This window comes from Sorangium sp. So ce363 (assembly GCF_051520435.1).
Classification (GTDB): domain Bacteria; phylum Myxococcota_A; class Polyangia; order Polyangiales; family Polyangiaceae; genus Sorangium; species Sorangium cellulosum_B.
Genome location: NZ_CP150333.1, coordinates 7,417,180 through 7,435,059, shown reverse-complemented (window position 1 = coordinate 7,435,059; position 17,880 = coordinate 7,417,180). Strand labels below are relative to the sequence as shown.

Sequence of the window (17,880 nt, the reverse complement as noted above, 5' to 3'; positions counted from 1 at the left end):
ATCCTGTCGGTTCGTTTCCGCCCGCGCTCGCCGGACCCATGACCGAGACAAGCCGCTCGACATCCCGCTTCATGCGCGCCTAGCGTGCGCCACGTCCGGCTAGAGACACATGACCCCTCCCCAGAACCCGCTGCTCAACGACCGCGACGTCGAGTTCCTCCTCTACGAGGTGCTCGATGCGCCGCGCCTCTGCGAGCTCCCCTACTTCGCCGATCACGCGCGCGACACGTTCGACCTCTACCTCCAGAGCTGCCGGCGGTTCGCGCGGGAGGTGCTGTTCCCGACCTACAGGCCGGTCGACGAGGCGCCGCCGCGCTTCCAGGCGGGCGCCATCTCGGTGCACCCTGCCGTCAAGAGTGTCTTCCGGCCGATGGTCGAGCTAGGGGTGCTCACCGCGGCGCGGCCGGCCGCGGTGGGGGGCCAGCAGCTTCCGCTCGTCGTCGCCACGCTTGCGGGCGCCTACCTGCAGGCGGCGAACCTGAGCGCGTGCGGCTACCTCAGCCTGACGGCCGGCGCGGCGCACCTCATCGAGACGTTCGGCGACGACGCCCTGCGGTCCGCCTTCATGACCCGGATGTACGCCGGCGAGTGGACCGGGACGATGGCGCTCACCGAGCCCCAGGCCGGATCGAGCCTCGCCGACGTGCAGGCGAGCGCGGTGAAGACCGACGCGGGCCACTACCTCGTCCGCGGATCGAAGATCTTCATCTCGGGCGGCGACCACGACCTCACAGAGAACATCGTCCACCTCACGCTCGCGCGCATCGAGGGTGCGCCTCGGGGCATCAAGGGCGTGAGCCTGTTCGCCGTCCCCAAGCGGCGGCCCGAGGGCGGGCAGCTCGTCCCGAACGACGTCGAGGTCGCCGGCATGATCCACAAGCTCGGCTGGCGCGGGCTCCCCAGCCTGTCGCTCAGCTTCGGCGAGAAGGGGGACTGCCACGGCTACCTCGTGGGCAGCCCCCACCAGGGCGTCGCCTGCATGTTCCAGATGATGAACGAGGCCCGCATCCTGGTCGGCGCGAACGCCGTGGCGACCGCCTCCGCGGCCTACCACGAGGCGCTCGGCTACGCGCTCGTCCGGCCGCAGGGCCGGACGCTCGGCGCGAGGGACCCGGGGGCGCAGCAGGTGCCCATCATCGAGCACGCCGACGTGCGCCGGATGCTTCTCCGGCAGAAGGCCATCGTCGAGGGCGGCCTCGCGCTCGTCTCCACGACCGCGCTGTACGCCGATCTCGCGGCGCACGCCGCGGACGCGGCGGAGCGGGAGCGCGCCCAGCGGCTCCTCGACCTGCTCACCCCCATCGCCAAGACCTTCCCCGCCGAGAAGGGCTTCGAGTCGAACGCCCTCGCGCTCCAGGTCCACGGCGGCTACGGCTACTCGAGCGAGTACCTCCCGGAGGCCTGGCTCCGGGATCAGAAGCTCAACTCGATCCACGAGGGCACGACGGGGATCCAGGGCCTGGACCTCCTCGGCCGCAAGGTCGTGGCCGGGAACGGCGCCGCGCTCATCGCGCTCGGCGGCGAGATCCGGCAGACGATCGTCCGGGCGCAGCGGGCCGGCGTCGAGCCCGCGTGGGGCGAGCGCCTCGGCGCGGCGCTCGCGCTGCTCGGCGAGGTGACGGTGCAGCTCGCCGAGGCGGGGATGCGCGGCGACACCGAGCGGATGCTGCGGCACAGCGCCGATTACATGGAGCTCGTCTCCGTGGTCGTGGTGGCCTGGCAATGGCTCGCGATGGCCGCGGCCGCCCGCGAAGGGCTGGCCAGGGGCGCCGCTCCGGCCGGCTTCTACGAAGGCAAGCTCTGCGCGGCGCAGTACTGGCTCTCGACGGAGCTGCCCCGGGTCGAGGCGCTCGCCGCGCTCTGCCGCTCCGGCGAGGACTCGTACGCCAGGATGCAACCCGGGTGGTTCTGAGGCGGGCGCGCGGCCCCCGGCCTCCTCGGTACCCTCGGGGGGTTCCGAAGCGGCGGCGCTCCCCCGGCTTCCTCGCCGCTCCGACGGTCCGCCGGCGTCTCGTTGGTGATTTCGCTCACGGCCGGCGGTGCCGGCGATCGCGCGGGGACGAAGCAGATCGGCTGCTCCAGGTAGCTGATCGGCTGCTCCAGATATGTCCTTGGAGCAACATCTTGGAGAGCTTACCTTGTTCCTGCCGGGTGCTTACGCTACCTGATTGACGCCACCTTCAGGGGTGGCCGGACAAGGGCAGGGCAGCGGGCTACCCAGGCGCGCTCCTTGCTTGACAGGCGACCCAGGATTCCTCCACCAGGAGAGCGAGATGCACGTCCCGACGACGGCGATCCGGCCTCAGCTCGATATTCGCGCCCAGGCGCCCGTGCCCACGAAGCACGGCATCTTTCAGATGTTGGTGTTCCACTTCGGTGGGACGACGAGCCCCGACCAGGGGCTCTCTCCCGATCACGTCGCGCTCGTCATGGGCGACGTGCGCGGCCGGTCGGACGTGACCCTGCGCGTCCACTCCGAGTGCCTCACGAGCGAGGTGTTCGGCTCCCTCAAGTGCGACTGCCGCGAGCAGCTCGAGGCGGCCCAGGCCGAGATCGGGCGCCGCGGGCTCGGCGTGGTGCTCTACCTTCGGCAGGAAGGGCGCGGCATCGGGCTCGCCAACAAGATCCGGGCGTACCAGCTCCAGGCGTTCGGCCACGACACGGTCGACGCGAACCGCATCCTCGGCCTGCCCGACGACGCCCGCGGCTATGAGCCCGCGGCCGCGATGATCGAGCACCTCGGCATCGAGTCGATCCGGCTCCTCACGAACAACCCCGACAAGATCGACGCGCTCCGCGCGCTCGGCGTCCGGATCGCCTCGCGCTCGGCGGCCATCGTCCCGGCCAACCCGTTCTCCGCGCCCTACCTCGAGGCGAAGCGCCTCCGGATGGGCCACGTCATCCCGTCGCTGAGGGACGGCGAGAGCGCCGCGGTCGGCGACGCCGAGTAGCCGCGGGGACTTCTTTCAGCCCCGCCGCAGCGCCACGGCCGCGGCGCGCTCGAGCACGCGGAACGTGAAGCTCTCGGTGAGGAAGAGCTCGACGACCTGTTTGTCGTGCCCGTCGTAGCCGATGGACAGGTCTTCCCCCACGGTCAGCTCGAAGTCGCCGCCTCGCGTGCTCAGGAGCACGCCGCCTTCGAGCGCGGGCGCCCACACGATCGGCCCGTCGACGAGCTGGCGCTCGATGTGCTTGAGGAGCGGATAGCCATCCTCCGCGGCCGCGGCCACCTCGTCGTACGCCTTCGAGCCGAGCGCGAGCGCGTAAGGACCGTCGACGCCCGCGGCGCGGAGCACCTCCTTCGCCTCCACCACGGCGCGCGGCCACGCCTCCGGCGCGGGGATCCCCACGGGCTTGTGCGGCGCGACCTCCAGGATCCCTTCGATCCCGGCGGCCGCGAGCCCGTTGAAGATGGCGTCGTCCTCGAAGCGCGCGGCGTGCTCGGCGGCGCGCACGACGTCCTCGATGTTGGGCTCCTGCGCGCCGCGCCCGACGGCGTCCAGCTCGGCGAGATCGAGGCGGATGGGCGCGCGGAACTCGACGAGCGGCCGCACGAGGCGGACGCCCGCGCTCACCGAGGACGCCTCCTTCCGCTCGATCGCGCGCAGGCGGCCCGTGTTGACGGCGGCGACCTCCCAGCCGAACGGACCGCGGAAATCGACGACCTTGCGGCCGGCGAGGTGCAGCTTGAGCACGCGCGTCGCCTCGTGATCGATGAGGTCCCACGCGGCGGGGAGGATGGGAGCGATCTCACGCTTGAGAAGATCCATGATCATGCCCCCTTCAGGCTCCCGATGCCGAGCGCGCCGCTCGGCACCATGGCGCCGGTCTTCGCCGTGGCGCCGAGCTTCGCCGCCTCCTCGGCCGCTTCCACCTCGGTGATCGGCCCCTGGCTGTTGAGATAGATGTCGATCTTCTCCTGGAAGACGCGATCATTTCGCCGGAGCCACTCGAGGTTCATCATCGCGTGCTCCACCTCCTCCTCGAGGTGGTGGAGCAGCACGGCACGGAGCTCCGCGTCCGAGCACGCCTCGGCGCGCTGCTGGTACCAGTCGATCGCCTCGAGCTCCTCGATCAACGAGACGATCGCGCGGTGCCGTTCCTTGGTCGCCTCCGACAGGAGCTCCGGCAGCTCGTGGTAGTTCTCGCTCGACACGCCGCTTTGTCCTTCTGCCTAGGCGCTCTTTCGCGCCGTTTGCACCTGGAACGCCACGATCTCCGGCTCGACGTTCGAGCGGCCGCAGGCCGTGCACTGGACCGTGCGCTCCCGCTTCTGGCGCTCGAACTCGGAGAGCGACGCGACCACCTCGAACTCGGCGCCGCAGTCATTGCACTTGAACTCGTACGTCGGCATGGGACTCCTGTCCTGCAAATGTGAATTGAATCACATACGCGGGCACAGGCGAGATCCGTGCCCTCCCAGGATTCGAGCCGACCCAGGTTGCAGCCGGACGACCGCGGGGGCCTTCGGCGTCACGCGAAAATGACCCTGCGCGGTCGTTGCCGGAGGCCGATCTGCAGCTGCGGCCGGAAGCTCGGGCCGGATCGCCGATGCGCCCGCGGCGTGCCTCCCGGCGCTGGAAGGTGTGATCTCGAGGGGCCGGCCGGTCGCCTCGCTACCGCCCCTCACCGTGCGTGAACAGCACGGCGCCCGCTACTTCTTCGCCGCGTCCTTCAGCCGCGCCTTGAGCCGCGTCGCGTAGCCCTCCTTGTTCTCCTGCTTCACCCGGCCGATCGCCAGCGCCTCGTCCGGCACGTCGCGGGTGACGGTCGTGCCCGTCGCCACGTAGGCGCCGGCGCCGATCTTCACCGGGGCGACGATCTGCGAGTCGCTGCCGATGAAGGCGCCGGCGCCGATCTCGGTCCGGTGCTTCCGGAAGCCGTCGTAGTTGCAGAAGATCGTCCCGGCGCCGACGTTCGCGCCCTCGCCGATGTCGCCGTCGCCGAGGTAGGCGAGGTGGTTCGCCTTCGCGCCCTTCCGGACCACGGTCTTCTTGGTCTCGACGAAGTTGCCGATGTGCGCGTCGGCCTCGATCTGGCTCTCCGGGCGGAGGTGCGAGAACGGCCCGATCTGCGCGCCGGCGCCGATCGACGACTGCGAGGCGACCGTGTACGGCTTCACCGAGGCGCCTGCCTCGACGACCACGTCCGTGAGGACCGAGCCCACGTCGATCCGCGCCCCCGCGCCGACGCGCGTCCGACCCCGCAGGACCACGGCGTGCTCGATCACGGCGTCCGGCTCGACGACCACGCCCGCGTCGATGCGGGCGCTCGTGCGGATCGTGACGCCGCTCTTGCGCAGCCGGTCGGCGATGCGGCCGTAGAGCACCTCCTCGGCGGCGGCGAGCTGCGCGCGGTCGTTGATGCCCACGAGCGAGCCGACGTCCCTGGCCACGACCGCCGCGGCGCCGCCGGCCTTCGCCGCCTGCGCGACGATGTCGGTCAGGTAGAGCTCGCCCTGTGCGTTGTCCGTCGTCAGCCCGGCCAGCGCGCGCCCGAGGAACCCGCTGCGGGCGAGGTACACGCCGGGGTTCACCTCGGTGATCGCGCGCTCCTCGGGGGTCGCGTCCTTGTGCTCGCGGATGCCGATCACGCGGCCCGACGCGTCGCGAAGGATCCTGCCGTACCCCGTCGGATCGGAGACCTCCGCGGTGAGCATCGCGATCGGCGCGTCGCCCGCGCGGTCGAGCGCCCCGCGGAGCTGCGTGAGCTGCTCCGGATCGAGCAGCGGCGTGTCGCCGCACAGGATCAGGACCGCCTCGGAGGTCGCGTCGATGTGCGGCATGGCGCAGCGCACCGCGTCGCCCGTGCCGCGCTGCTGGGCCTGGAGCGCGGTGCGGACCTTCTTCCCCTGGGCGCCGAACGCCTTGTCCAGGGCCGCCGAGACCTCGTCCCGGCCGTGGCCGACGACGACCACGACGTCCGAGGCGCCGGCGGCCAGCGCCGCGTCGACGACGTAATGGAGCATCGGCCGGCCGCAGAGCTCGTGGAGCACCTTCGGTCGGGCGCTCTTCATCCGAGTCCCTTGTCCAGCAGCGAGAACGACAGCGGTGAGCGGGGTGGGTTGGGTCGCCATCGCTCCGCAGCGTATACCCACGAGCCCGCCGCCGTCCTCGTCGCAGCGCAGTGACGCTGGAGAACTGGAGAACGCGCGCTCCGGCGCCACCCACCTGACACCCGCAGGGGCGCCAAGCCCCTACGCACCTGGGGTGGAATCGTCTACCCTGGGGGTAACTGGGGGAGGTTGTCGTCATGCGCAGGCGCGCGCTGGGTTCCTCGGCCGCTGTCGTACTCCGGCTCGTCGCGCTCATCGCGGCCGGCGGGGCGATCGCTTCGTGTCACGAGCCGCTCGACACGACGCGGAAGCCGCCTCCGAAGGTCACGGAGGGCGGCGGGCTGGGCGACGACGTCTTCGGCATGCTCTGCGACCGCGTGGGCGCGTCGAGCCTCCACGAGGACCACACGGGCGCCTCGTACCAGCGTGTCTGTCACTACGACCGCGAGGGCCGGTACGAGGACGAGGTCGACGTCTCGCTGCTCCCGCCGGTCTCTGGCGAGCGGGCGGAGCAGGCGCGCAGGCTGGGCGTGGCCAAGGTGGAGGCCATGGCGCGGTGGCGCAACGCCCTCGTGGACGCCGTCAACGCCGCTGTGCCGGACATCGAGATCGACAACGTCGCGCCCGGCGAGGGGGGCGGCAAGATCCGGCTGCACGATGCCGTCCTGAGCCTCTCGCAGACCCTCGCGCCGCTCTACGAGACGAACCCGTTCGACGCGGCGGGGCCGGCGGTCCTGCCCGCGTCGACCCGGGGGATCGCCCGGCTCCTGGACGCGCTCATCCACGGCGGCGAGGAGAGCGCGCGGCCGGAGGGACCGGAGGAAGAGGAGGGCGACCAGAAGAGGCAGCGGGAGCGGGCGCCGATCGCCTGCGACCGGGCAGAGGGGCAGGAAACGCCCGTCTGTGCGCTCGCGAGCATCTGGGGGCGCCAGGGATATCGCTCGGCGGAGGTGGGGCTCGGCATGGCGGGCGCGGCGCTCGCGTACCCCGGGCTGCGCCCGATGACCGTGGCGGCGCTCGACGTGCTCGGCCCCGGCGGCCCGGGGGCGCCCGCGCTCCAGGCGCTGCTCGCCGCCGGCGAGCAGGAGCTGGCCACGCTGTCGCTGCCGGAGCGGGCGCCGCTCGCGATCGACGCCGCCACCGCGCAGCCGAGCCGCCCGCGCACGGCCCTGGAGCTCGCGCAGGCGGCGCTGCTCGCGGAGCACCCCGAGCTCGCCGCGCCGCCGTCGATCTTCATCGCCCGCCGCGATGGGCGCGGGTGGGTCCTCCCCCAGGGCGACGGGGTCCCCGCGCCGTTCGCCGACGTGGACGGCGACGGCCTCGCCGACGTCGACGCGTCCGGCAGGTTCGTGGACCGGACCGGCGCGCCGCTCGCGATCGAACCGCCGTTCGCCATCCCCGGCGTCACCGAGCCGCCGCGGGACCCGTTCGGGGGCCTCTCGCCGGAGCTCTACGCCTACGTCGACACCTCCCGCACCGTCCTCGGCGCGGCGCTGCGGTCGATCGTGCCGCTCGTCGACGGGACCCGGTACGCGGGCAAGGGCGATCCGGAGCCGTGGAAGACCGAGCACGAAGGGCTCATGTACGCGCTCTCCGGCGCGTACCTGCTCTTCGGCGACCGCGAGGAGGCCCGCTACGACGTCCGCCGCGGCAAGATCGTGCCGGCGGACGAGCGGTGCGACGGCTGCCTGTCGTACCGCCGCTTCCGCGGCGAGGACTCGCCGCTCGCCGACCTCGCGCACGCGGTCGGCCAGGTGCTCGCCGACAAGGACTCGGACGTCCTCCTGCTCACGCTCATCGATCTGCTCGAGAACCGCGAGGCGGAGCTCGCGCGTATGACCGCCGCGGCGCTGCGCATCCGGGACGTCGCCCGCGAGCACGACCGGCTGGCCGCCCAGGGCAAGGAGGCCCCCGCGCGGATCGACGACGAGGCGCCGCTCTGGGACGAGCTCGCGGCGGTGCTCGGCGGGGCCGTGGAGCAGCCGGGGCTCGTGGCGCGCTTGCTCGAGGCGATCGCGGGCGGCGCGCTCCTCACCCCGCACGGCAGCGCGCGGCACGCGGGCGACGCGATCGCGGCGATGCTCACGACCCGCGACCAGTACGCGTACAACCCGTCGGACCTGAACGGCCCGGCCATCAACCTCACGGTCGGGGCGCCGTCGACGGCGGCCCCGAAGACGCCGGTCGACCCGAAGAAGCCGAGGGGCGGCGACAACCGCTCGGGCATGGAGCGGCTGATGCAGCTCATGCACGACACCGCCGGCGTCAGGCAGTGCAACAAGGAGGGCGCCGTGGTGAGCGCCTTCGAGGTCACGGTGCCTTTCGTCGAGTTCGCCGAGTGCGAGCTGTTCCAGATCGACGACCTGGCGGCCTTCTACCTCGACTCGCTCCTCCCCGACGGGGACCCGAAGCGGGCCGAGCTCGAGGTGAAGCCCTCGGCGCTGGCGCTCCTCGTGACCGACTCGGTGCTCGTGGACTCCAGCGGCATCGGCGGCCTGACGAGCCACCCCACGCCGGCCGCGCTCAGCCGGCTCATCTACTTCGGGGCGGACTCGGCCAGGTTCCCGGGGCTGCCGGACCTGGATCCCTTCCGGGCCGGCGCGAACCTGACGACGAACCTGTTCATCTCGGGGACGCTCGAGCCGGCCGGCACGATCCATTGCCCCAGGAACGCGCTGGGCGTGAACGAGTGCAGCTCCCCGGAGAACCTGATCCGGGTGCGCCACCCGGGGACGACTTACCTCCTGGAGCAGCTCGGGCTCGCCGCGTACCTGGGCCCCATCGTGAAGGCGTTCGCCGACGTCGACCACGGCACCACCGGCGAGGCGATCCTGACCGATCTCTTCAGCACGGCGTACCGCCACTGGCCGGGCAAGGAGCACGGGCCGGAGTGCATCAAGGCCGGCTCGCCCGAGACCAACACCGCGTACTGCTCGGAAGCAGGGGTCAACAGCTACGAGCCGCTCATGGCCGACGCGCTCCGGGCCGAGGACGTCCTGGCGTCGTCGGTGGCGTTCGCCCGGGTGGCGCGCGACACGTCCGTGACCGTGCGGCGCGGCCCCGCGGCAGATCGGCCGCTGACGAAGGCGCAGGTCATCGAGAAGCTCGCGCGCATCCTCTTCAGCACCCGCTACGCCACCGGCGTGGGCATGGTCGACCGCTGGGGGAAGAAGAAGGCCACGTGGGCGGATGGCCGGGTCCAGGACCAGCTCACCGTGTTCACCCTCCTCGCCGGCGCTCTGAACGGCATCGACGCGCGCTTCGCGCAGCGCAATGCGCCCGACGCCGCCGAGCGAGAGGGCCAGTGGAAGCGCGGCGTGGACGAGCTCGTCGATGCGCTGCTCGCGGTCGAGGGGTCGGGGCCCGAGGCCCGGTTCAAGAACCGCGCGCTCCCGAGGATGGGCGCCCTCGTCCTGCGCGTCCTCCGCGAGCAGCTGAACGCCCACTGCCCCGATCGCGAGACGACGGGGCGGTGCGCCTGGGCGCAGAAGGAGCTCGGCGCCACGGTGAGCGACCTCCTGAGCCATCCGCTGTTCGCCGCCGCCGTCGACGTGATGGAGGCAGTCCGCGCCCACGAGCCGGCGCGGCGGGAGATCGAGCGGTTCCTCACCTACCTGCTCGACGCGGACGCAGCCGGCGCCCCGTTCCAGGTGCTGCCGACGACGCTCGCCGACGGCCTCCAGCTCCTCGCCGACGACGACGCTTTGCGCCGGATCCTGAAGGCCGCGTCGACCGCGCTGACCCCGGCGGGGGGCGCCGGCGGGCCGGGCGCGGCCGACGCGGGGCTCAAGGCGCTGAAGGCGCTCAACGACGATCGCTACGACAGGTATCGCGTGATGGGTCGCGTGCTCCCGGCGCTGGTGACGCCGATGGCGGACGGCCGAGCGCCGCTCGACGTGTTCCTCGACGCGTTCGCGGACGTGAACCGCATCGAGGCCGGGAGCGGCGCGCCGCTGACGGCGGAGGACTACCGGCAGCTTTTTGTCTCGGCCAGGGACTTCCTGACGGACGAGACCCGCGGGCTCGAGCAGATCTACGCCATCGTCAAGAACCGGCCGCACGAGTGATCCACGTGCAAACGCCCACGATCCGCGCCGTGCTCTCCGTGGCGTCCGCCGCGGGGGCGCTCCTCCTGCCCGCAGGCGACGCCGGCGCCGCCGGGCTGTACTTCACCGACCGCGGCGTCCGCCCGTCGTCCCGCGGCGGGGCATACATCGCCGGCGGCGACGATCTCGGGGCGATCGCCTACAACCCCGCGGGGGTCTACGAAGCCGGCACCCAGGTCCTGTTCGACGTCGGGCTCTTCGAGTGGCGCAGCCGGCACACGCGCCAGGCGATCGTACGGCAGGTCGACCCGAACACCGGCGAGCCGACGGGCGCGAGCTTCGTCCAGACGATGGCGCCGGTGACCGGCAGCGCGCCGGTGCTGCCGATCCCCACGCTGGCGGCGTCGTTCAAGGTCGATCCGCGGTGGGTCGTCTGGGGCGGGATGTGGGCGCCGTACGCGGCCCTCTCCAGCTATCCGGAGCAGGTGAACGGCATGCCGGCGCCCCAGCGCTACGCGCTGCTCACGCTCGAGGGCTCCGCGCTCGCCCTCGTGGGGGTCGGGGCGGCGTACGCGCCGTCGCCCGAATGGCGCTTCGGCGCCGGGCTCGGCGCGCTGGTCGGCGCGTTCAACAGCCGGATGGTGGTCTCCGGGTGCCTCCCGGAGCGGATGTTCTGCGCGCCCGAAGATCCGGAGTGGGACATCCATTCCGAGCTCAGCGTCGCGCCCATCGTGGCGCCCACGGGCCAGCTCGGGGCGCTCTTCGTCCCGACGCCGCGCTGGCGCGTCGGCCTGGCCTTCCAGCTGCCCATCTGGGTGCGCGCGCCCGCCAAATTCAGGGCGCGGCTCCCGGCGGCGCCCGTCTTCGAGCGCGCCGTCCAGGAGGGCGAGGACGCCGACGTCGCGTTCGACCTGCCGTGGATCCTCCGCGCCGGGGTGGAGGCGCGGGTCGTGGACGACCTGCGCGTGGAGCTCGGGCTCGGCGTCGAGGGCTGGAGCATGCACGACGACATCCTCGTCGAGCCCGACGGCGTGGTGCTCCGGAACGTCGCCGGCTTCCCGGAGGAGTTCCGCGTGCCAGCCGTCTCGTTCCCGCGGCGGTTCGAGAGCTCGCTCTCGGCGAGGCTCGGGGGCGAGTATTCCTTCGATCTCGCGGGCGCGCGGTGGGATCTGCGCGCCGGCGTGAGCCTCGAGCAGAGCGCCGTCCCGCCCGGGTACCTGTCGGTCCTGACGATCGACGCGACGAAGCTGACGACGGCGGCCGGTCTCGGCGTCCACCTCGGCCGGTGGCGCCTCGACGCGAGCTACGCGCACGCCTTCGCCGCGGACGTGAGGGTCGATCCGAGGGAAGCGCGGCTCCCGCAGGTGAGCCCGGTGCGGGCCAATCCGCCGGAGAGCCCGAACACCATCAACGGCGGCGCCTACAGCGCCCGGGCGAACGTCGTCGGGCTCGGCGTCGCTTACACGTTCGAGGCAGCCGGGAGCGGCGTTATCCGGCCCGCAGCTCGCGCAGCCGCTCCGTGAGCCGGGGGCCGTCCAGCCAGCTCAGGTCCTTGTCCACGCTCGTCTCGATGTGGTTACTGACCTGCTTGCTCACCGTGCCGCGGAGCAGGCCGAGGAAGTGCGGCGGCGCGACGAGCACCAGCGTCTCGTAGGCGTGCTCGTTCAGACCCTTCTCCAGCACCTCCGCGAGCTCCTGGGCGAACTTCTGCTTCTCGACCTCCTTGGGATCGGTGTCGGGGGCCGCACCAGGACGGCCGAGGTACTGACCCCCCGGGCCGCCGCCGGGGCTGGCGTTCCCACCGGAGGTGCCGTTCGGCTTGCGGCCGTGCGCGTCGGCCATCAGATCCCGCACGCGCGCCCGGCTCTCGTCATGGTTGTATGACTCGAGCAGGGTGAAGCCCTTGCCCGCAGGCTCTTCACGATAGAGCTGGGCACGGCTTGCGTCGGAGACCAGGATCCATGTCTTCCGTGCTGCCTTTTTCGCCATAAGCCTCCACGAGGGAATCAACCATTCCCTTTGTCTACGTTAAAGACCGACCCCACGCGGCGCAAGCGGCCGGAGAGCCAAGTCCGATATAATTCGGCCGGATCGCACCCCGAGAGGCAGGCTCCAGCAGACTCAACAACCTGCGCGCGGCCTGAATTCGTGGAGAGCGAGAGGGGGCGATCGGCTCTCGGGAGGTGGTTGACCGCGAAATACAGTGTTTGGTGTACCGGGTATGTCCAGCGAGCTCGGCCGCTCCGCCGCGGCCGCGCTCGTTGACCGCGGGTCAACGGAACCGGTCGGTCGCCTCGACCAGCTCGTGCAGGATGCCCGGCTCCATCGCCGAGTGCCCTGCGTCCGCCACGATGCGCAGATCGGACTCGGGGAACGCGCGGTGGAGCGCCCACGCGCTCTCCGGCGGACAGACCACATCGTAGCGGCCCTGCACGATGACGGTCGGGATATGGCGGATCCGGTGCACGTCGTCGAGCAGCTGCGTCTCCGTCGTGAAGAACCCCTTGTTCATGAAATAGTGGCACTCGATCCGGGCGAACGCGAGGGCGAACTCATCACCTGACGTCTTCGCGACGAGCTCATGGTTCGTGAACAGGCAGCTCGTCCGCCCCTCCCAGACGCTCCACGCGCGCGCCGCCCGCTGCTGCAACCCGGGGTCCGGGCTCGTGAGGCGCCGGTGGTACGCCGTGAGCAGGTCGTCCCGCTCGGGCTCGGGGATGAACGCGAGGTACTCCTCCCACGCGTCGGGGAAGATGGCGCTCGCGCCCCGCTGATAGAACCAGTCGAGCTCCTGCTTCCGCAGGAGGAAGATGCCGCGCAGCACGAGCTCCGTCACCCGCTCCGGGTGCCGCTCGGCGTAGGCCAGCGACAGCGTGCTCCCCCACGAGCCGCCGAACACCTGCCAGCGCTCGATCCCGAGGTGCTCGCGGAGCTTCTCCATGTCCTCGACGAGGTGCCAGGTGGTGTTCTCCTCCAGGCACGCGTACGGCGTGCTCCTGCCGCAGCCCCGCTGGTCGAGGAGCACGATCCGGTAGGCGGCCGGGTCGAAGAAGCGCCGCTGCTTCGGCTCCGTGCCGCCCCCGGGGCCGCCGTGCACGAAGACCACCGGTTTGCCGCGCGGATTGCCCGACTCCTCGAAATAGATCTCGTGAAGATCGGAGACGCGCAGCCTCCCGGCGCGGTACGGCTCGATCTCGGGATACAGAGTTCGCCTCTGGGTGCCTGTTGTCGTCATGCCGCTCCCGTTCGTCGGTCGACGTCGCGCGTCGCGCGCGCCGGCGCGTCCAGCGTACGCGAAGGCGCGCCGGGAGGGGAGAGGGCGTGGACGGGGGGACGGCAGGTCGCGGCGGGGGACCGCCGGTCGGGGGGCGCGGGAGGCTCAGCCGGGCTGCGCGGCGTCGCGCGCAGCGGTCTTCTCCGCGCCGCCCACGCCGCCGTAGAGCGCCTCGAGCGCGGGCCCGTACTTCTGGAGCGCCACGCGCCGCTTCAGCTTCAGGGTCGGCGTGAGCATCCCGTTCTCCGCCGTGAAGTCCTCGGCCGCGAGGGCGATCTGCTTGATCTTCTCGAAGGACTTGAAATCAGACGCGTACCTGTCGACCTCCGCCTGGACGTGCGCGACCACCCGCGGGTGCTTCAGCATCGCCTCCGTCGACTCGAACGAGAGCCCCTCGGCCCGCGCCCATTCCGTGAGCGCCGCCATCTCGGGCGCGATCACCGCCACGTTGAAGGGGCGGTTGTCGCCGTAGATCATCGCGCCGTTGATCAGCGGAGAGAGCTTGATCTTCTCCTCGAGCGGGGCCGGCGCGACGTACTTGCCGTTCTCCAGCTTGTACTGCTCCTTGATGCGGCCCGTGACGAAGAGGTAGCCGTCGTCGTCGAGGTAGCCCAGATCGCCTGTGCGGAAGCCGCCATCCTCCGTGAAGACGGCCTTGTTCTCCTCGTCGCGCTTGTAATAGCCCACCATGACGTTCGGGCCGTAGACGACGATCTCTCCCTGCTTCGGATCGTTCGTCTCCGACCTGTCGATGACGATCTTCACGCCCGGGATCGGCTTGCCCACGCTGCCGAGACGGCGGGCCCCCGGGTAGTTCACGGTGGCGACGGGCGATGTCTCCGTGAGGCCGTAGCCTTCGAAGACGGTGATGCCGAGCGCGTCGACGAACTCGGCCACCTGATAGGCGAGCGCCGCCCCGCCGCTGATGGCGTACTTCAGCTTGCCGCCGATACTGGCGCGTATCTTCGAGAAGATGACGCGGTCCGCCGCGACGAGCGCGAGCCGCTCGACGAGGCCGAGGGGCTCACCCTTCTGCTTCTTCGTCGCGGCGCGCATCCCGGCGCGGAACAGGGCCTGGATGACGGCGGGCTTCCCCGCCATCTTCTTCTGCACGCCCTCGTAGATGCGGTTGAAGATCCGCGGGACGCTCATCAGCACGGTGGGGCGCACCTCGCCGAGGTTCGCGAGGATCTTGTCGACCGACTCGCTCAGCGCCATCGACGCGCCCACCGTGATCATCACGTGGAGCTCGCCGGTGTGGCCGAACGAATGGGCCCACGGGAGGAACGACAGGCTCCGATCGCCGCCGCCGAAGGGGATGAGATCCAGCACCGCGCAGACGTTGGAGGCGATGTTGCCGTGCGACAGGATCACCCCCTTGGGGTTGCCGGTCGTGCCCGACGTGTAGATGAGGCACGCCGTGTCCTTCGATGTCGGCTGGATGACCGGGGCCGGGCTCCCCTCGCCCGCGGCGAGGAGCTCCTTGTACGAGCTGGTCTTCGCCCCGGGGACGCCGTCCCTCGCCCCGTCGGGGTCGAACAGACAGACAACGTGCTTCAGCGAGGGCGCCTTCTCGGCGAGATCCTTGCATTTACCGTAGATCTGCGGCGTGGCGACGATCGCGGCCACGGCCTCGCAATCGTTGATGATGAACGCCCACTCGCTCGGGAGCTGCGCCTCGTACATCGGCACGACGGCGACTCCCATGCTGAAGCAGGCGTACGCCGAGACCGCCCACTCGACGCGGTTGTTGGAGATGAGGGCCACCCGATCCCCCCGCTGGATGCCGAGCGACGCCAGCCCACCGCGGAACCTGGCGACGAGCTGTCCGAACTCCGCATACGTGATCCAGTCCCAGCGGCCATCGGTCTTCGTGCCGAACAGCGGCCGGTGACCATGAAGCTTCAGCGCGCGATCGAGCAGGTCTACCAGGTTCTCCAGTTTCGCCATCGGTCTCCTCCCGATCCGATTGTTAACATGGTACTGCGCCGCGTCAGTGTCCTTTTGGCGGCACGTGGCGCCGGATGTTGTCGCGCCGACGCTGGAGCGGCCCCGCGCGCGTCGATCGGCGCGGGGTCGGCGGTGCCCGCGCGGGGTTGACGATGGGGGAGCGGGAGCGCTCGCGCGGCGCGCGGCGTCGACGGCGGGGCTCCTGGCGCGCGAGGTGGCGGCCTCGGGCCCCTTCTGTTAGAGCGTTCATCGCCTCGATGCCCCGGTATTCCATCACGACGTTCGGCTGCCAGATGAACGTGCACGACTCCGAGCGGATGCACGACGTGCTCCGTTGCGCCGGCTACACGGAGGCCGGCAGCGCCGACGAGGCGGACGTGCTCGTGCTCAACACGTGCAGCGTGCGCGAGAAGGCCGAGCAGAAGCTGCGGAGCGAGGTGGGGCGGCTCGCGCGCTGGAAGCGGGAGCGCGCGGACCGGGTGCTCGTCGTGGCGGGCTGCGTGGCGCAGCAGGAGGGGGAGCGCCTCCTCAAGCAGATGCGCGCGATCGACGTCGTGGTGGGGCCCGACAACATCCCGGAGCTGCCCGGCCTGCTCGGCGACCTCGCGATCGGTGGGCTGCCGATCGCGCGCACGGTGTTCGACCTCGACGCGCCCCGGTTCCTCGTCGCGTCGCCGCCGTCGCCCTCCTCCTCGCCGCGCGCCGCGCCGACGGCGTTCGTGACCGTCATGAAGGGCTGCGACGAGCGCTGCTCGTTCTGCATCGTCCCCCACACCCGCGGGCCGGAGCGGTACCGGCCGAGCGACGAGATCGTCGCCGAGATCGCGGCGCTCGTGGCGGCGGGGACGCGCGAGGTCACGCTGCTCGGCCAGACGGTGAACAGCTACCGCGACCCGCTCGGCGCGCTGCCGCGGGCCCCGGGCGCGAGCGCGGACGACCCGGACGAGAGCGAGTTCGCGGCGCTCCTCCGGCGCGTCGCGGCCGACGTCCCCGGCCTCGCGCGCCTGCGCTACACGAGCCCGCACCCGCGGCACCTCACGCCCTCGCTCGTCCTCGCCCACGCCGAGCTCCCGGTGCTGCCGCGCCACGTGCACATGCCGGTGCAGTCGGGCAGCGATCGGGTCCTCCGGCGGATGATCCGCCGCTACACGCGCGCCGAGTACGTCGCGAGGACGCGGGCGCTCGTGGAGGCGGTCCCGGGCCTGACGCTCTCGACCGACATCATCGTCGGCTTCCCGGGCGAGACGGAGGACGACTTCGCGGCGACGCTGTCGCTCGTGCGCGAGGTGGGGTTCAAGGGGCTGTTCGGCTTCAAGTACTCGCGCCGGCCGCACACGCCCGCGCTGAAGCTGCCGGACGACGTGCCCGAGGGCGTGAAGGGCGAGCGGCTCGCGCGCCTGTTCGAGCAGAGCGAGGCGCTGCTCGCGGCCCACCTGTCGGCCCTCGTGGGGACGACCCAGGAGGTGCTCGTCGAGGGGCGCGACAAGGAGCGGGGTCACGGCGGAGCCGGCGGCGCGCTCTGGTCCGGCCGGACGGGGCGCCACGAGATCGCGCACATCGAGGGCGCCGGGGAGCTCGATCTGCTCGGCGAGGTCGTCGAGGTCTCGATCGCGCGGGCGAACAAGCACTCGCTGCAGGCCGAGCTCACCGAGGCGGCGCGCGCCGCGGCCCGGCCGCGGCAGCGGGGCGGCCTGGAGCCGCGGCCCGCCCGGCGCTCGCTGCCGGTGGTCGCCGCCGAGGGCGGCTGAGGTGGCGCTCGTCCTCGACCTCGGCGGGGTGTCCCCGCGGCTCGGGCGCGACGTGTTCCTCGCGCCGAACGCGACGGTGATCGGCGACGTCGAGCTCGGCGACGAGGCGAGCGTGTGGTTCGGCGCGGTGCTGCGCGGGGACATCGGCGCGATCCGCGTCGGCCCGCGGACCAACGTGCAGGATCTCGCGTGCCTGCACCTGACGGGCGGCGTCTCGCAGACGATCGTCGGCGCCGACGTGACCATCGGGCACAGCGCGATCCTCCACGGCTGCCGCGTCGGGGACGGGTGCCTGATCGGGATGGGCAGCATCGTGCTCGACAACGTCGAGATCGGCGAGCGCTCGGTGATCGCGGCGGGCGCGGTGGTGCCGCCGGGGCGGGTGATCCCGCCGCGCTCGATGGTGCGCGGCAACCCGGCCCGGGTGGTGGGCGAGGTGCGGCCGGACCAGGCCGAGCTCGGGAAGCTGGGCGCCGCGGGCTACGTGGAGAACGCGCGGCGCTTCCGGGCGGCGCTCGCCGGGGAGGCCGTCGAGCCGCCGGAGGTCGCGGCGCGCTTGGTGATGCGAGAGGTGAGGAAGCCATGAACATCACGGTGAACGGGGAAGCGCGCGACGTGCCGGCGGCGCTCACGGTGCGGAGGCTCGTCGAGCTGCTCGGGCTGACCGAGGGGCCGGTGGCGGTGGAGCGCAACGGCGAGGTGGTGCCACGCGCCGAGCACACGGCCGCCGAGCTCGCCGAGGGAGACGTGATCGAGATCGTCCATTTCGTCGGCGGCGGCTGAGATCGCCTCGGCGATCTTGGCGTT

14 protein-coding genes are annotated in these 17,880 nt (G+C 71.8%); 7 read left to right on the top strand and 7 right to left on the bottom strand.

Going from position 1 to position 17,880, the window contains the following annotated elements; all coding sequences use genetic code 11:
- Positions 1–109 precede the first annotated feature (109 nt).
- Both WMF12_RS27860 and ribA read left to right on the top strand, forming a co-directional pair.
- The gene (locus WMF12_RS27860) at positions 110–1,912 is read left to right on the top strand and encodes an acyl-CoA dehydrogenase (protein ID WP_437850259.1); all 1,803 of its coding nucleotides are present in this window, start codon (positions 110–112) and stop codon (positions 1,910–1,912) included.
- A 361-nt stretch (positions 1,913–2,273) separates the two neighbouring features.
- Positions 2,274–2,951, top strand: a complete 678-nt coding sequence (gene ribA / locus WMF12_RS27855; RefSeq protein ID WP_437850258.1) for a GTP cyclohydrolase II — start codon at positions 2,274–2,276, stop codon at positions 2,949–2,951.
- A 15-nt stretch (positions 2,952–2,966) separates the two neighbouring features.
- Here ribA and WMF12_RS27850 read toward each other — a convergent pair whose 3' ends face one another.
- The 4 genes from WMF12_RS27850 to glmU all read right to left on the bottom strand — a co-directional run bounded on the left by WMF12_RS27850 (position 2,967) and on the right by glmU (position 6,076).
- The gene (locus tag WMF12_RS27850) at positions 2,967–3,770 is read right to left on the bottom strand and encodes a family 1 encapsulin nanocompartment shell protein (protein ID WP_437850257.1); all 804 of its coding nucleotides are present in this window, start codon (positions 3,768–3,770) and stop codon (positions 2,967–2,969) included.
- 2 nt (positions 3,771–3,772) lie between these two features.
- Positions 3,773–4,156 carry an encapsulin-associated ferritin-like protein gene (locus tag WMF12_RS27845; protein ID WP_437850256.1) on the bottom strand — a complete coding sequence of 128 codons (384 nt, stop codon included), beginning with the start codon at positions 4,154–4,156 and terminating at the stop codon, positions 3,773–3,775.
- Between the two features lie 18 nt (positions 4,157–4,174).
- The gene (locus WMF12_RS27840) at positions 4,175–4,354 is read right to left on the bottom strand and encodes an FmdB family zinc ribbon protein (protein ID WP_437739731.1); all 180 of its coding nucleotides are present in this window, start codon (positions 4,352–4,354) and stop codon (positions 4,175–4,177) included.
- A gap of 300 nt (positions 4,355–4,654) precedes the next feature.
- On the bottom strand, positions 4,655–6,076 hold the full coding sequence (gene glmU, locus WMF12_RS27835; protein WP_437850255.1) for a bifunctional UDP-N-acetylglucosamine diphosphorylase/glucosamine-1-phosphate N-acetyltransferase GlmU: 1,422 nt from the start codon (positions 6,074–6,076) through the stop codon (positions 4,655–4,657).
- A 176-nt stretch (positions 6,077–6,252) separates the two neighbouring features.
- Between glmU and WMF12_RS27830 the strand changes: the two genes are divergently transcribed.
- Together WMF12_RS27830 and WMF12_RS27825 are read left to right on the top strand one after the other, a co-directional pair.
- Positions 6,253–10,122 carry a hypothetical protein gene (locus tag WMF12_RS27830; protein WP_437850254.1) on the top strand — a complete coding sequence of 1,290 codons (3,870 nt, stop codon included), beginning with the start codon at positions 6,253–6,255 and terminating at the stop codon, positions 10,120–10,122.
- Positions 10,123–10,127: 5 nt separating this feature from the next.
- Positions 10,128–11,624, top strand: coding sequence for an OmpP1/FadL family transporter (locus tag WMF12_RS27825; protein WP_437850253.1), 1,497 nt, complete (start codon positions 10,128–10,130; stop codon positions 11,622–11,624).
- Here WMF12_RS27825 and WMF12_RS27820 read toward each other — a convergent pair.
- The 3 genes from WMF12_RS27820 to WMF12_RS27810 all read right to left on the bottom strand — a co-directional run bounded on the left by WMF12_RS27820 (position 11,590) and on the right by WMF12_RS27810 (position 15,325).
- Positions 11,590–12,090, bottom strand: a complete 501-nt coding sequence (locus tag WMF12_RS27820) for a host attachment protein (RefSeq protein WP_437739727.1) — start codon at positions 12,088–12,090, stop codon at positions 11,590–11,592. The genes WMF12_RS27825 and WMF12_RS27820 overlap by 35 nt on opposite strands.
- A gap of 283 nt (positions 12,091–12,373) precedes the next feature.
- A complete protein-coding gene (pip, locus tag WMF12_RS27815; RefSeq protein ID WP_437708176.1) occupies positions 12,374–13,336 on the bottom strand; it encodes a prolyl aminopeptidase in 963 nt (320 codons plus the stop codon).
- A 144-nt stretch (positions 13,337–13,480) separates the two neighbouring features.
- Positions 13,481–15,325: an AMP-dependent synthetase/ligase gene (locus WMF12_RS27810; RefSeq protein ID WP_437850252.1), complete on the bottom strand. Its 1,845-nt coding sequence runs from the start codon at positions 15,323–15,325 to the stop codon at positions 13,481–13,483.
- A gap of 257 nt (positions 15,326–15,582) precedes the next feature.
- On the opposite strand from WMF12_RS27810, the gene miaB reads away from it, so the two are divergent.
- From miaB to thiS, 3 genes are read left to right on the top strand one after another with little or no spacing between them, the layout of a single operon-like run.
- Entirely contained in the window at positions 15,583–17,073 is a 1,491-nt protein-coding gene (miaB, locus tag WMF12_RS27805) for a tRNA (N6-isopentenyl adenosine(37)-C2)-methylthiotransferase MiaB (RefSeq protein ID WP_437850251.1), read from the top strand.
- A gap of 1 nt (position 17,074) precedes the next feature.
- A complete protein-coding gene (locus WMF12_RS27800; RefSeq protein ID WP_437850250.1) occupies positions 17,075–17,659 on the top strand; it encodes a gamma carbonic anhydrase family protein in 585 nt (194 codons plus the stop codon).
- Entirely contained in the window at positions 17,656–17,856 is a 201-nt protein-coding gene (gene thiS, locus WMF12_RS27795) for a sulfur carrier protein ThiS (RefSeq protein ID WP_437850249.1), read from the top strand. Before WMF12_RS27800 ends, thiS begins: the two co-directional genes overlap by 4 nt.
- The last annotated feature ends 24 nt before the right edge of the window (positions 17,857–17,880 follow it).

Excerpts from the sequence above, each read along its gene's own strand:
- WMF12_RS27830 (WP_437850254.1), top strand. The coding sequence starts at position 6,253 with ATGCGCAGGCGCGCGCTGGGTTCCTCGGCCGCTGTCGTACTCCGGCTC.
- miaB (WP_437850251.1), top strand. The coding sequence starts at position 15,583 with ATGCCCCGGTATTCCATCACGACGTTCGGCTGCCAGATGAACGTGCAC.
- WMF12_RS27840 (WP_437739731.1), bottom strand. The coding sequence starts at position 4,354 with ATGCCGACGTACGAGTTCAAGTGCAATGACTGCGGCGCCGAGTTCGAG.
- ribA (WP_437850258.1), top strand. The coding sequence starts at position 2,274 with ATGCACGTCCCGACGACGGCGATCCGGCCTCAGCTCGATATTCGCGCC.
- WMF12_RS27850 (WP_437850257.1), bottom strand. The coding sequence starts at position 3,770 with ATGGATCTTCTCAAGCGTGAGATCGCTCCCATCCTCCCCGCCGCGTGG.
- WMF12_RS27810 (WP_437850252.1), bottom strand. The coding sequence starts at position 15,325 with ATGGCGAAACTGGAGAACCTGGTAGACCTGCTCGATCGCGCGCTGAAG.
- WMF12_RS27820 (WP_437739727.1), bottom strand. The coding sequence starts at position 12,090 with ATGGCGAAAAAGGCAGCACGGAAGACATGGATCCTGGTCTCCGACGCA.
- pip (WP_437708176.1), bottom strand. The coding sequence starts at position 13,336 with ATGACGACAACAGGCACCCAGAGGCGAACTCTGTATCCCGAGATCGAG.
- thiS (WP_437850249.1), top strand. The coding sequence starts at position 17,656 with ATGAACATCACGGTGAACGGGGAAGCGCGCGACGTGCCGGCGGCGCTC.
- glmU (WP_437850255.1), bottom strand. The coding sequence starts at position 6,076 with ATGGCGACCCAACCCACCCCGCTCACCGCTGTCGTTCTCGCTGCTGGA.
- WMF12_RS27860 (WP_437850259.1), top strand. The coding sequence starts at position 110 with ATGACCCCTCCCCAGAACCCGCTGCTCAACGACCGCGACGTCGAGTTC.